The organism is Candidatus Protofrankia datiscae (assembly GCF_000177615.2).
Taxonomy (GTDB): domain Bacteria; phylum Actinomycetota; class Actinomycetes; order Frankiales; family Frankiaceae; genus Protofrankia; species Protofrankia coriariae.
Genome location: NC_015656.1, coordinates 3,034,137 through 3,046,954, shown reverse-complemented (window position 1 = coordinate 3,046,954; position 12,818 = coordinate 3,034,137). Strand labels below are relative to the sequence as shown.

At 70.3% G+C, this 12,818-nt stretch carries 8 protein-coding genes and 4 tRNA genes; 6 read left to right on the top strand and 6 right to left on the bottom strand.

Features of this window, described 5'->3' with window-relative positions; genetic code table 11:
• Nucleotides 1–471 precede the first annotated feature (471 nt).
• From FSYMDG_RS12650 to FSYMDG_RS12640, 3 genes are all read right to left on the bottom strand, one after another.
• Nucleotides 472–543, bottom strand: a tRNA-Val gene (locus tag FSYMDG_RS12650).
• Between the two features lie 31 nt (nucleotides 544–574).
• Nucleotides 575–646, bottom strand: a tRNA-Cys gene (locus tag FSYMDG_RS12645).
• A 44-nt stretch (nucleotides 647–690) separates the two neighbouring features.
• Nucleotides 691–763, bottom strand: a tRNA-Gly gene (locus tag FSYMDG_RS12640).
• A 307-nt stretch (nucleotides 764–1,070) separates the two neighbouring features.
• Here FSYMDG_RS12640 and FSYMDG_RS12635 point away from each other — a divergent pair.
• Nucleotides 1,071–2,117: a chorismate-binding protein gene (locus FSYMDG_RS12635; protein ID WP_131772530.1), complete on the top strand. Its 1,047-nt coding sequence runs from the start codon at nucleotides 1,071–1,073 to the stop codon at nucleotides 2,115–2,117.
• A gap of 345 nt (nucleotides 2,118–2,462) precedes the next feature.
• On the opposite strand, the gene FSYMDG_RS12630 is transcribed toward FSYMDG_RS12635, so the two are convergent.
• Nucleotides 2,463–2,894: an SsgA family sporulation/cell division regulator gene (locus FSYMDG_RS12630; RefSeq protein WP_013873844.1), complete on the bottom strand. Its 432-nt coding sequence runs from the start codon at nucleotides 2,892–2,894 to the stop codon at nucleotides 2,463–2,465.
• 520 nt (nucleotides 2,895–3,414) lie between these two features.
• Here FSYMDG_RS12630 and FSYMDG_RS12625 point away from each other — a divergent pair.
• A tRNA-Val gene (locus FSYMDG_RS12625) sits at nucleotides 3,415–3,486 on the top strand.
• A 461-nt stretch (nucleotides 3,487–3,947) separates the two neighbouring features.
• Here the strand turns inward: FSYMDG_RS12625 and FSYMDG_RS12620 are convergent.
• Nucleotides 3,948–5,588 carry a cytochrome P450 gene (locus FSYMDG_RS12620; protein WP_013873843.1) on the bottom strand — a complete coding sequence of 547 codons (1,641 nt, stop codon included), beginning with the start codon at nucleotides 5,586–5,588 and terminating at the stop codon, nucleotides 3,948–3,950.
• A gap of 788 nt (nucleotides 5,589–6,376) precedes the next feature.
• Between FSYMDG_RS12620 and FSYMDG_RS12615 the strand changes: the two genes are divergently transcribed.
• Nucleotides 6,377–6,937 carry an HIT family protein gene (locus tag FSYMDG_RS12615; RefSeq protein ID WP_013873842.1) on the top strand — a complete coding sequence of 187 codons (561 nt, stop codon included), beginning with the start codon at nucleotides 6,377–6,379 and terminating at the stop codon, nucleotides 6,935–6,937.
• A gap of 257 nt (nucleotides 6,938–7,194) precedes the next feature.
• Here FSYMDG_RS12615 and FSYMDG_RS12610 read toward each other — a convergent pair whose 3' ends face one another.
• The gene (locus tag FSYMDG_RS12610; protein ID WP_013873841.1) at nucleotides 7,195–9,411 is read right to left on the bottom strand and encodes an elongation factor G-like protein EF-G2; all 2,217 of its coding nucleotides are present in this window, start codon (nucleotides 9,409–9,411) and stop codon (nucleotides 7,195–7,197) included.
• Nucleotides 9,412–9,860: 449 nt separating this feature from the next.
• Here FSYMDG_RS12610 and pgsA point away from each other — a divergent pair, with 449 nt between their 5' ends.
• The 3 genes from pgsA (at nucleotide 9,861) to FSYMDG_RS12595 (ending at nucleotide 12,756) form a co-directional block, all read left to right on the top strand.
• Nucleotides 9,861–10,547: a phosphatidylinositol phosphate synthase gene (gene pgsA, locus FSYMDG_RS12605; RefSeq protein ID WP_013873840.1), complete on the top strand. Its 687-nt coding sequence runs from the start codon at nucleotides 9,861–9,863 to the stop codon at nucleotides 10,545–10,547.
• Between the two features lie 86 nt (nucleotides 10,548–10,633).
• Nucleotides 10,634–11,626 (top strand): phosphatidylinositol mannoside acyltransferase, encoded by a 993-nt coding sequence (locus FSYMDG_RS12600; RefSeq protein ID WP_083828482.1) that lies wholly within the window; start codon nucleotides 10,634–10,636, stop codon nucleotides 11,624–11,626.
• Nucleotides 11,623–12,756 (top strand): glycosyltransferase family 4 protein, encoded by a 1,134-nt coding sequence (locus tag FSYMDG_RS12595; RefSeq protein WP_013873838.1) that lies wholly within the window; start codon nucleotides 11,623–11,625, stop codon nucleotides 12,754–12,756. Before FSYMDG_RS12600 ends, FSYMDG_RS12595 begins: the two co-directional genes overlap by 4 nt.
• The last annotated feature ends 62 nt before the right edge of the window (nucleotides 12,757–12,818 follow it).

The following is a 12,818-nucleotide window of genomic DNA, read 5'->3' as shown; positions in this document are numbered from 1 at the left end:
GTCATTCTGCGATCGTCTCCGCCGCGGGACCCCGGGGGCTCCATGCCTCGACCCTGGGCAGATATCGCGGCCCTCGGTGAAGCCGCCCCAAGAGGTGGCGGGCGGGGAGGTTGGCATAAACGGTGACGACTGGGCCGGGTCCCCTCCTGAGGACCCCATGGCCACCCCCACCGTAGGATCATGGGGGTCCAGGGGTCCAGGGGTCCAGGGGTCCAGGGGTCCAGGCCCCGGGCAGGCATCGCGACCCTCGGCGAAGCCGCCCAACGAGCGGCAAGCGACCAGAACCGACACCCCGAAGCCGTCCAAAGGACGGCGAGCCCCAGAAAGCCGGATCGACCAAGCCCGCCAACCGGGGCCCCATGGCCACCCCCACCGTAGAACCGTGGGGGCTCCGGGGGCTCGGCCCCCGGGCAGGCATCGCGGCCCCTGGCGAAGCCGCCCAAAGGGCGGCAAGCAAGGAAGGCCGGCGCGTGGGCGATACTGGGATTGAACCAGTGGCCTCTACCGTGTCAAGGTAGCGCTCTCCCACTGAGCTAATCGCCCGAGTTTGTTCCGGTTTGGTGCCTTGTTGCCGAGGCGGAGGCGGGAATCGAACCCGCGTACAGGGCTTTGCAGGCCCTTGCCTAAACCACTCGGCCACTCCGCCAGGGAGGCCGGGACGGGCTTGACCTCTGACCTCACACACTCTCGAGCGGACGACGGGATTCGAACCCGCGACCCTCACCTTGGCAAGGTGATGCTCTACCAGCTGAGCCACGTCCGCGTGCCCCTCGCCTCTCGGCGGGTGCAGGTAGCACTCTAGCGGACGATGTGGGGGAGCGTCGAATGACTCGCCGTCTGCTGTGTCTGTGATGTGAAGTCTCTGTGTCGTTGCCCGTCTGCTGGTGTCGGTTGTGCTTGCCGGTTGTCAAAACGTGCTGGTCGGGCCACGTGCCACGGGCCCGGACGCCGGTAGCGTGATTCGGATGGACGGCGCGACTCGGGACAGCCCGGACCGTGGCCGGCAGGCCAGGCCGGGGGGCGTCTTCATCGGTGCTGGCAGACCGGTGACGCAGGCCTCGGGCGGGCGGATGGAGGTTCGGCGCCGCCCGCCGTGGCGGACGGGATCCTTCATGGTCGCCGGTGGTCGGCTCGCGACCGGCGTGATCGACATCACCGATGACCTGGCCGCCCTCGACCGTGGCGGCTTCTGGGCGGTCGTGGTCGACTTCGAGGGCGCGGCGCGGTGTGTGCGTTTCGCGGACGTCCGTGCCGCGCCCTCGCTGACGGCGATCGCGGGCCGGCCGTGGCACGGCCCGCTCCGCGACGTGTGGACGAGCAGCCTGGATCGGGACGGCTATGTCGCCGGCGTGCGGCGTATCCGCGCCGAGATCGCCGCCGGTGAGGTCTATCAGGTCAATCTGTGCCGAGTGTTGTCCGTGCCGATGGCCGCCGTGAGCGGTGAGGCGATCGCGGCTCTCGGGGGGGCGTTGGCGCGCGGCAACCCGGCGCCGTACGCGGCCGTGATGTATGTCCCGGAGGCGGACATTCGGGTGATCAGCGCGTCTCCGGAGCTGTTCCTGTCACGCCGGGGCGACGTGGTGCGCTCGGGGCCCATCAAGGGAACGGGCCGGGTCGCGGCGGACCTGTTGGAGAAGGACATCGCCGAGAACATCATGATCGTCGATCTGGTGCGTAACGATCTCGGCCGGGTTGCCTGCCCGGGCGGGGTGAGTGTCCCGGCGTTGTGCGCGCTCGAGGCCCATCCGGGCCTGGTGCATCTGGTGTCCACCGTCGAGGCGCGGCTGCGGCCGCATGTCGGCTGGCCCGAGCTGTTCGCCGCGAGCTTCCCGCCCGGGTCGGTGTCGGGCGCTCCGAAACTGAGCGCGTTGCGGGTCATCCGGGATCTGGAGCCGGCGGCGCGCGGGCCGTACTGCGGCGCTGTCGGCTGGGTCGACGCCGACCGGGGGCTGGGTGAACTCGCGGTCGGTATCCGGACGTTCTGGTTCGCGGCCGGCCGGCTGTGTTTCGGTTCCGGCGCCGGAATCACCTGGGGTAGTGACCCGGAAGGAGAATGGCGTGAAACGGAGCTCAAGGCCGAACGGCTGCTGAGGATCTGTTCGTCCGTCCCGACCTGACAGAGCCCGTGGACGCCACGTGGAATTGCCAGCGGAATTACTTGAACGACCTACGGCTATGACCTTCTGTGACTGACGGCGTCCGGTGTGGACGCCGTCCGGTCCGATGCGGTCATGTTCGGGCGGCTTCCGCTCGGTGACCGGTTACGGGACTGGTCCGGGCGGTCTGCCGCCGGGCGGGTCCACCTGGCCGGCAGGGTGCATCGACCACTTGGAGGATCTGCGAAGATCGGTAGGATTCGCGTCGGCGGGATCCGTGGGATCTGCGCTGTCAGGCGTCCTGGTGTGGTCGTCAGGCGCGATGGTCAGGCCGGGACGACACCGGGTGCCCCGGCCTGGGCGATGTCAGGTCTGCGGGCCACCCCAGATGAGCAGCGCGAGCTCCGCGTCCAGATCGACGACTTCGCTTTCCCCACCGAGAGGTACCACCGAGTAGGTGCGGCGCAGGAACGACAGCACCTCGGACCGCGGCATCTCGAACAGCGCGTGGCCGGAGGGACTGGACAGCGACAGGCAGACGATCCGCCCGCCGGACTGGGCCGCCGGCCACACCTGCACGTCGCCGTCCCCGGCCGGTCGCCGGACGCCGTCGCTGAGCAGTTGGCGAGCGAACGTCCACTCGACAACCTCGTCCGCGCCGGTACGGAACCCGATGCTGACCGCGTAGGGATCCGCCGGTTCGTAGCGCATCGTCGCCGCCACCGGGACGGGCGCTCCACCAGGAACGACGAGCCGAAGTGCGAGTTCTGCTGTGATGGAATCGTGACGAATTGTCATCGGGCGGCCTCTCAGTGCTGCGGTGGTTCGGGCGAGCACCCGTGTAACGAGATGGTTCCCTCTTTGAGGCTCGTTGGAAACAAGGTTATGCGACTTGAACATCCGTTACGCCGGTTCGGGAGAGTTGCCCGGCATGGCGCAGGTACACGGACCGCGGCCGTCCGTCGGAGACGGCCGCGCAGCCCATCCGTGGCCGCCTGGGTCAATGAGCGTCATGTGGCGGAACCCCCGTAGGTCGATTACCCTTCGTATTCGCATTGCAAGTGCTGTCGTGCCTGATGAGATGGGGTCTACCCCTCCCTCGCTCGTCCCAATCGGGGCGAGTTGTGTTCGGATCGTGACCGACGAAACCTCGCTCCGCAAGCCCTGATGTGACCGACATCATGGGTCACAGCGGACAGGTCGCATCGGGCGCCCCGCACCTCTCCGCCGCCCCACCAGCCCCCGTCTTGTTGGGACGGCGTTGACGGCCACCCAGCCCGACCCACCGCAACGACGTAGTAAGCTTCATGCGTCTCCAGGGCGTATAGCTCAGTGGTAGAGCGCTGCCTTCACACGGCAGAGGTCCGTGGTTCGAAACCACGTACGCCCACGCGCTGGTCCTCCTTGCTTGCCGCCCTTTGGGCGGCTTCGCCGGGGCCGCGATGCCTGCCCGGGGGCCGAGCCCCCGGAGCCCCCACGGCTCTACGGCGGGGGCGGCCATGGGACCCCCGGTTGGCGGGCCTGGTCGATCGGGCTTTTTGGGGCTCGCCGCCCTTGGGGCGGCTTCGGGGTGCCGGTTCTGGTTGCTCGCCGCCCTTGGGGCGGCTTCGCTGCTGCGGAGGCGGACGCGGTGCTCGGGCAGCCCGGGTTGGGGGCTCGCCGCCCTTTGGGCGGCTTCGGGAGGCTGGTTTTGGTTGCTTGCTGCCATTTGGGTGGTTTTGTACCTGTTCGAGTGTGGGCCCCTGAGGGGCGGTTTGGCATGTTTGCGCCCTTTGGATGATTTTTGGTGGGGGCGTGTGCCGGGGCGAGATGGCCGGCGCACGCCTGTGGTTTGTGGGTGTGGTTTGTGGCTCAGGGGTTGCGGCGGTGGGCGATTACGGGGACGCCGGAGCGGGGGCGCAGGGTGACGCGGGGGAGCGGGGTCACGGAATGGCCGGGGGTCGGCTCCAGGTGCCAGCGTCGGCAGACTGTGGCCAGGACGATTGCGGCCTCGAGTTCGGCGAATGTGTTGCCGATGCACTGACGGCTACCGCCACCGAACGGGAAGAACGCGTACTTCGGACGGGTGGCCGTTGAGCGTGGCTCGCTGGCTGGCCCTGTCGCGGACGGTTGCGTTTCGTCTGTGGGGGATGACGTCGGGGACGGTTCCAGCCAGCGTTGTGGCACGAAACCGTCGGGGTCGGGCCAGTAGTCGGGGTCGCGGTGCATGACCCACTGGCTGACCAGCACCGTCGAACCCGCGGGAATGTCGTAGCCGCCGAGAGAGTGGTCCGCCACCGTACGGCGGAACATGATCCAGACTGGTGGGTACAGCCGGATCGACTCGGTGAACACCGCGCGGGTGTAGGGGAGGCGGGGCAGGTCGTCCAGGGTGGGCAGCCGGTCGCCGAGAACCTCGTCGAGTTCGGCGTGCAGGGCCTCACGCGCCTGTGGGGCGTTGCCGAGCAGGTGGAAGGCCCAACTGAGCGCGTTCGCGGTGGTCTCGTGGCCGGCGAGCAGGATCGTCAGAGCTTCGTCACGTACAGCGTCGTCATCCAGCGGCGCGCCGGTTTCGGCGTCGCGGGTTGTCAGCAGCAGCGACAGCAGGTCGTTGCCGTCGGCCCCCTCACGCCGGCGGTCGGCGATTATTTCCCGGATCAGCCGGTCGAGGTCGGCGCGGGAGTTACGGGCCCGCAACGTCGTGGGCAGCGGTATTTTCTCCAGATACCGGCTACCGGGGAGGATCGCTCGACGTGACACGCCCATGTTCGCCGCGATCGCCCGCCGTATCGTCAGCACGAGATCGCTGTTCATGGGCAGGTCGAAAACGGTTCTGGTGACGATTCCGAGGGTCAGCTCGGTCATCTCCTCATGGATGTTCAACCGTTGCCCGTCGGACCATCCGGAAATGGTTTCCTCGGCCAGCCTGGCGAATGTTCCGCCATACGTGGCGATACGCTGGCGGTGGAACAGCGGCTGAATGAGCCGCCGGCGGGCCCGGTGCAGTTCGCCGCTGCTGGTGAGCAGGCCGGAACCCAGCAGAAGAGCCAGCGGCTGTATTCCCTCGTCGAGCGGCATTCGTTTTCTGCGGAAGCCCTTGGCGAAGACCCGCTGGGAGCTCACCAGGATCTCCTGCACCGCGGCCGGGTCGTTGACCAGGTAGACGGTGCCACGGCCCAGGGATCCGCGCACGATCGGGCCGTGTTCGTGGCGCAGCCTGATGAGCAGGTCGAGCGGGTTGGTCAGGAACGAGTACGCCGTACGCAGCGACTGCCCGCTCGGGCCCGGCGGATGCGGGCCAGGCCTGATGGCCGCGCCGCCCACCGCGCCGCCGGGAGCGTCGGCCGGCTGCGCCCCACTTGCGCTCCCGGCCCCACCCGCGCTCTCTGCCCTGTTCGCGCTGTCGGCGTTCGTGCTGTGGGCCTTGCCCGTATGCCCGGCATCACCCGCGTTCTCGGCCTCGTCCGTGCTCTCCGCCGGGTCGTCGACGGCTCTGGCCTGCGATGATGTCATCGTCTACTCCCGGTTCGGCGGGTCGGGGCACGGCATCCGTCAGGCCCAGGTCGCGGTCCGCATCCGGCGCTGGGACGCGGGGGCGGCGCGTGCCCGGCGGGCCGAAGGTAACGCGATCATGTGCCTTTCGTGGCCGGGGCGCCTCCGGAAGCCGACCCGGTCGGCCCACCGGGATCGGGGCCGGGGTCCCTGGTCACTGTGGGGACAACTCCTATCCACCCTGCCGTGGTTCCACGGTCGGCAACGGGCATGTTGCGCAAGCAGAAGTGACGGTGTGTCCTGGCTGCGACACGCTGAATGATTCTGGTCATAGTGCGGGCGCCGTGGTTTGAAACGGCTTACGCTACCGGGGAGAGGTTGACGGCGACCCCCCCACGTCGTCAACCTCTCCTGTGGTTGACGAGAAGGTCAGCGATCATAATGTGGGATCGCGGGGTGGCCAGCCTAGGCGGTGACCTGTGGTTGGCCTCTGTGCGCATCCCGTGGCTGGTGGCGCGGCGTCCAACCGGGCATCCTGGGGCGTAGCGGTGTTTTGACGCGGTGCCCGGGTCGGAGTAGGTAGATGTACATCAGTGCGCGGGCCGTGGCGAGGCTGGCGGAAGCGCCGTCTTCAGCCTGTCCGGCCGGCGTGCGTGCCCAGCCAGCTTCCGGACGCATCGGGAGGCCCCGCCAGTGACACACCACCAGGGTGGTCCCAGGTCCGTGACCGCGCCGTCTGCGAGGCCACCTGTGAGCATGCCGCCCGTGAGCGTCGCTTTGCCCGCGGGCAACGCGGGAACGGGCAGTTCGTGGACGTGATTCCGACCGCCCCGGAGGGTGTTTCTCTGGAGGCGCAGGCCGGCGTCGGCAGCCCGGACGCGTTCCGCCGGCTCTACACACCGCACCGGATGGCGTACATCAAGGGGGAACGGCCTGCCGGCCAGCAGTGCCCGTTCTGCGAGATCCCGTCCCTGTCGGACGAGGACGGGCTGGTCGTCGCCCGGGGCGAGACCGTGTACGCCGTCCTCAATCTCTACCCGTACAATTCCGGGCATCTCATGATTGTGCCGTACCGGCATATTCCGGACTATGCCGCCCTGGTGGACGCCGAAACCATCGAGATGGCCCTGTTCACCCAGCACGCGCTGCGGGCGTTGCGGCGGGCGAGCGGCGCGCACGGCTTCAACATCGGGATGAATCTCGGTGTCGTCGCGGGCGCCGGTATCGCCGAACACGTCCACCAGCACGTCGTGCCGCGCTGGGGCGGTGACACCAACTTCATGCCGGTCGTGGGCGGCACGAAAGTCCTGCCCGCGTTGCTGGGCCAGACCCGCGAGCTCACCGCCGCCGCGTGGAAGGAAACCGAATAGGCACCGGCCCCGCGGCTGTGCACGGCACGGTTCTCCCGTGCCGTGCACAGCTGCCCAGGTGCCGTTCTTCCGACGCGGTGTTTCGGGGGACCGCGTTTCCCCATGTCATGTTCCGGTGTTATGTTCCGATGCCGTGTTCCGATGCCGTGTCGGAAGTGGACCGCTTTTCCGTGCCCGCCAAGGGATGGTCGGGGGCGGCACGGCGGTGGGGCCCGAACCGGTGCTGATCCGGGCCTACCACGGATGCGGGCCCCGTGCTATCCGGTTTCGCCGGGTCTGTCGCCGAGGTGGTCGGCGGCGAGGTGGTCGGGTACCGGTTCGTAACGCAGATTGTCACGGGTGAACGTGCCGGTGCCCTGGGTCAGTGAACGGATGTCCACCGCGTACCGCAGCATCTCCTTCTCGGGCACCTCGGCCCGCACCAGGGTCCGGCCCGTGGTGCTCCCGTGCACCGCCTGCCCGTTGGACTGCCCACCGCCGACCGGCTCGATGCCGACGACCCGGCTGCGCCGCGCCGCGAGATCGCTGGTCACCGGGCCGACGTGCTCGTCGGGGGTGAGCACGCAGACGGCGAGCACCGGCTCGAGCAGGACGATCCCGGCGGCCCGGGCGGCGTTCTTCACCGCCAGCGCCCCGGCGGCCTGAAAGGCGATGTCGGAGGAGTCCACCGAGTGGGCCTTGCCGTCCACCAGCCGCACCCGGATGTCGACGAGCGGATAGCCGGCCGCCACCCCGAGGTCGAGCTGGCGCAGCACGCCCTTCTCCACCGAGGGGATGAACTGCCGGGGGACCGCGCCGCCGACCACCTCGTCGACGAACTCCCGGCCACTGCCGGCCGGCAGCGGCTCCACCTCGACGTGGCAGATCGCGTACTGACCGTGGCCGCCGGACTGTTTGACGTGCCGGCCGGTGCCCCGCGCCGGTCCGCGCAGCGTCTCCCGCAGCGGCACCCGCGGCGCCACCCGGTCGACGTCCACGCCGTAGCGGGTCCGCAGCCGTTCGATGACGACGTCGCTGTGCGCCTCGCCCATGCACCACAGCACGAGCTGGCCGCTCTCGGTGCCGTACTCCACCGTCAGGCTCGGGTCCTCCGCGGCGAGGCGGGCCAGCGCGGTCGACAGCTTGTCCTCCGAGCTCTTCGTGCGCGCGCGGATCGCCACGGGCAGCTGCGGCCGCGGTATCGACCACGCCTGCAGCAGGATGGGGTCGTCCGGGCTGGACAGGGTGTCACCGGTCTCCGCGGTGGCCAGTTTCGCCACGACACACAGGTCACCGGCCCGCACGACCTGCGCCGGCCGCTGCCCGGAGCGGCCGGCCGGCCGGGAGATCCCCGCGATCCGCCCGTCGTCGTCGTGGTCGGGATGGCCGCGTTCGGCCCGGCCGTGCCCACAGACGTGGACGGTCGTGTCCGTGCGCAGCGTCCCGGAGAACACCCTGACCAGTGAGATGCGTCCGACGTAGGGATCGGTCGTGGTCCGGATGACCTCGGCGGCCAGCGGGCCGTCCGGGTCGGCCGACAGCGACGGCCCCGACGACCCGTCAGGGCGGGTGCTCACCGGCAGGCGGTGTTCGGCGGGGGACGGGAACGCCCGGGTGAACAGGTCCAGCAGTTCGGCGGCGCCGAGCATGTCGCCGCTCCCGCCGACGGCACCGGCCGGGCCGAGAACGGGCAGGACCGGGTGGAAGCGGCCGCGGGCGACCGCGGTCTCCAGGTCGCGAAGCAGCAGCTCCGGCGCCAGCGGCTCCCCGGCGAGGTACTGCTCGAGCAGGGACTCGTCCTCACTCTCGGCGATGATCCCCTCGATCAGGGCGTTGCGGGCGGCGGCGACTGTCGGCCGGGTGGTGCCGTTCCCGGCGGCGGAAACGGCACCGGGAATGGCGCTGCCCGCGGACAACAGATCGATCAGCTGGTAGCCGCCGTGCCCCGGCGCGGGCCCGTCCGCCGCTGGCAGGCGTACCGGCAGGTACAGCGGCAGCACGCCCGGGCCGAACAGCTTCTGGCAGGTGGCGACGGTCGCGGCGAAGTCGGCGCGGGGATGTTCCAGCTTCGTGAGCACGATTGCCCGGGGTGTGCCGGCGGCGGCGCACTCGTCCCACAGCAGCCGGGTGAAGCCGTCGACGCCGTCGAGGGCGCTGACCACGAACAGGGCCGCGTCCCCGCCGCGCAGCCCGGCGCGCAGGTCGCCGATGAAGTCGGCGAGCCCGGGGGTGTCCAGCAGGTTGATCCGCATGCCCCGGTGGGTGGTGGACAGGACGGTCAGGTTGATCGTGCGCTGGCGGTGCTCGGCATCGTCGTGATCGGTGTGCCGCGGCGGGGCGGGACGGCCCTGCGCCGCCTCGCCCTCGTCGGCCGCGGCCAGCAGGCTCTCGGCAAGAGTCGTCTTACCCGCGCCGGTGTGGCCGACAAGGATGACGTTGCGTACGTCGGCCAGGTGCTCGAGGTCGGGACGATCATTGCATGCGGTTGTTTTCACCTACGCCTCCCCGGTGTGACACGGCCACCCGGTGGCCCTGGTGACGGCCACTGGGCGGCTGGGAGGGCTGAACCAGTGGACCCCACCTGGGTGACAGGACGAACGCGATGGGCCGATCCGCTCCGGGCGGCCGGTGGCGGATCGCGTGATCGCGTCGTCATGAGTGGTTGTGTCAGTGGTGACGGTTGTGTGGGTGGAGGAAACGGTCCGGCTGTTGTCAGGTCGACGATTGTGACGTCGACGGTTGTGGTGTCGACACTTGCCATGTCGACGGTTGTTGGCGGTTGTCGTGCCGGCGGTCAGCGGTGAGCTGCTGTGAAAAACTCGTGGGAACAGGTTCCCCCTCCGCCGGCATGTGAACAACCCATGTCGGTCTGGCAAGGAACGGGTTGCCGATGGTCACAGCGGTACTGTGAGGGACAGCACCGGACGTACACGACGGGACGTACATGCTCGCTAGCAAGGCGCGACCGCAGATTCAACGGGTGCTCGATCCCCTGGGCGAGCGGTTGGCCCGGTCGTCGGTGTCGCCGGACGCGGTGACGATCGTCGGCACCATCGGTGTCAGCGGTGCCGCGCTGGGCTTCTTCACCCGCGGGGTCTTCTTCGTCGGCACCCTCGTGATCACGCTGTTCGTCTTCTCCGATCTGCTCGACGGCCTGATCGCCCGGGCCCGCGGGATCTCCTCGCCGTGGGGCGCGTTCCTGGACTCGGCCTCCGACCGGGTCGGGGACGGCGCCATCTTCAGCTCGCTGATCCTGTGGTACGCCGGTGACGGTGACTCGCTGCCACTGTGCGTGGCTGCCCTGATCAGCCTGGTGGCCGGTTCGATCACCTCCTACGTCAAGGCGCGGGCCGAAGGCCTCGGGCTGCGGTGTGACGTGGGGTTCGCCGAACGCGGCGAACGCCTGCTGATCGTCCTGGTCGCGGCCGGTCTCTACGGCCTGGGCGTGCCGTACCTGCTGCCGGCTGCGCTGTGGTTCCTTGCCGGCGCCACCGTCCTGACGGTGACACAGCGTGTCGTTCATGTGCGTCGGCAGTATCTGCGGGGGGCCGGGGCGGCCGGCGCCGCCGGTGCGTCCGCGGCTGCCGGTGCCCCACCGGCCGAACCGACCGCCGGTCCGCGGGCCCGCTGAGGCACGTACCGGGTGTCCCGCGCGCGAATGACCATGATTGGTTGGTGACGTGGTTGGGAGCCGAGCCCTGGGTGTCCCGCGCGCGGATGACCGACCTGGCGTACGCGGCGGGCTGGCGGGTGGTCCGCCTGCTGCCCGAGCGGGTGGCGGCCGCGGCGTTCACGGCGGCGGCCGACGTCGCCGTACGGCGGGACGGTCGTGGTGTGCGCCGGCTGCGCTCCAACCTCGCCCGTGTCACCCCGCCCGGCACCGATCTCGACCGGCTGACCCGGGCGGCCGTGCGGTCCTACGCGCGTTACTGGCTGGAGGTCTTCCGCCTCCAGGACATCTCCCGTGAGCGGATCATCGGGGGAATGCACATGCTGGACGAGCCACGTCTGCGCGACGCCCTCGCCAGCGGCCGCGGGACCGTTGTCGCGTTACCGCACATGGGCAACTGGGAGCATGCCGGCGCCTGGCTGGTCGCCACCGGCGAACCGTTCACGACCGTGGCTGAACGTCTCCAGCCGGCGTCGCTGTTCGACCGGTTCGTCCGGTTCCGTTCGGCGCTCGGCATGGAGGTCATCCCGCTGACCGGGGGCGAGCGTCCCCCCTTCGACCTGCTGGCCGGCCGTCTCGGCGGGGGCGGCACGATCTGCCTGCTGGCCGACCGCGACCTGTCCGAGGACGGCGTGCCGGTGGAGTTCTTCGGCGCGACGGCCACGATGCCGCCGGGGCCGGCCACCCTGGCGTTGCGGACCGGCGCGACCCTGCTGCCGGCCACGCTCTGGTTCGACCGGGACGGCTGGGGCGTGCGGATCCACCCGGCGGTGCCGCACACCGACGTGGCGCGGATGACCCAGGCACTGGCCGACGCCTTCGCCGAGGGCATCGCCGCCCGTCCCGCGGACTGGCACATGCTCCAGCGCATCTGGCGGAACGAGCCACCGGCCGTGCCACCGCAGACGCCGACGCGGACACCGGCACCGACGGAGACGGCGAGGCCGACGGAGACGCCGACAGCTACGGAGACGGAGCTACCACAGCCGCGGTCGGAGCCGGCGCCGCGGTCGGAGCCAGAGCCAGGGCCGAGAACATGAAGATCGGCCTTGCCTGCCCCTACACCTGGGACGTTCCCGGCGGAGTCCAGGTCCACGTGCGTGATCTCGCCGAGGCCCTGGTCGCCCTCGGGCACGAGGTATCGGTGATCACGCCGGTGGGCGACGACAGCGCGCTCCCGCCGTACGGGGTGGACGCCGGCCACGCCGTGCCGGTGCCCTACAACGGCTCGGTCGCCCGGCTGCTGATGGGGCCGGTGTCCGCGGCGCGGGTACGCCGGTGGCTGCGCGAGCACGACTTCGACGTCCTGCACGTGCACGAACCGACGGCGCCGAGTGTCAGCCTGCTCGCCTGCATGCTCGCCGACGGCCCGATCGTCGCCACGTTCCACACGTCCAACCCGCGCTCGAAGATCCTGACAGCCGCGCACGGGGCGCTGCAGCCGTCCATGGAGAAGGTCCGGGCCCGCATCGCGGTGTCCGAAGCGGCCCGTCGCACGCTCGTCGAACATCTCGGCGTGGACGCGATCCTCATCCCCAACGGCGTGTCGATACTCACCTTCGAACGGGCGGCCCCGTTGCCCGAACCGGTCTCGAACGGCTCCACGGTCGTCTTCCTCGGACGTATCGACGAGCCGCGCAAGGGCCTGGACGTGCTGCTCGCGGCCCTGCCGGCGCTGGTGGAACGCCGTCCCGAGGCCAGGCTGCTGGTCGCCGGCCCCGGCGACGGGGAGGCGGTGCTCGAGCGGGTCGAGCCGGGTCTGCGCGACCGCGTCCACCTGCTCGGGCTCGTCTCCGACGCGGACAAGCCCCGGGTGTTCCACTCGGGGGAGGTCTACTGCGCGCCCAACACGGGGCAGGAGAGCTTCGGCATCGTCCTGCTGGAGGCGATGGCCGCGGGCGTGCCGGTGGTGGCCAGCGACATCGACGCCTTCCGCCGGGTCCTGGACGACGGTCAGGCCGGCCGGCTGTTCCCGGTCGCCGACGCGACCGCCCTCGCCCACACCCTCGCCGATCTGCTGGCCGATCCCGCACGGCGCGGGCGGCTGGCCGAGCGGGGCCGGGCGGTGGTGGCCGCCTACGACTGGACGGTGATCGCGAAACGGATCGTCGGGGTGTACGAGATGGTCGCCGGGGACAGGCCGGTGTCACTGGCAGCGAACAGCGTCTGACGGGCCAGTGTCTGACGGGCCAGCGTCCGAGGGCCAACATCGGCCGCGGCCGGCGGTCCGCC

Bases quoted from the DNA above. Each gene is read 5' to 3' on its own strand.
- FSYMDG_RS12635 (WP_131772530.1), top strand. From the start codon at position 1,071: ATGGAGGTTCGGCGCCGCCCGCCGTGGCGGACGGGATCCTTCATGGTC.
- FSYMDG_RS12630 (WP_013873844.1), bottom strand. From the start codon at position 2,894: ATGACAATTCGTCACGATTCCATCACAGCAGAACTCGCACTTCGGCTC.
- FSYMDG_RS12620 (WP_013873843.1), bottom strand. From the start codon at position 5,588: ATGACATCATCGCAGGCCAGAGCCGTCGACGACCCGGCGGAGAGCACG.
- pgsA (WP_013873840.1), top strand. From the start codon at position 9,861: ATGCTCGCTAGCAAGGCGCGACCGCAGATTCAACGGGTGCTCGATCCC.
- FSYMDG_RS12600 (WP_083828482.1), top strand. From the start codon at position 10,634: ATGACCGACCTGGCGTACGCGGCGGGCTGGCGGGTGGTCCGCCTGCTG.
- FSYMDG_RS12595 (WP_013873838.1), top strand. From the start codon at position 11,623: ATGAAGATCGGCCTTGCCTGCCCCTACACCTGGGACGTTCCCGGCGGA.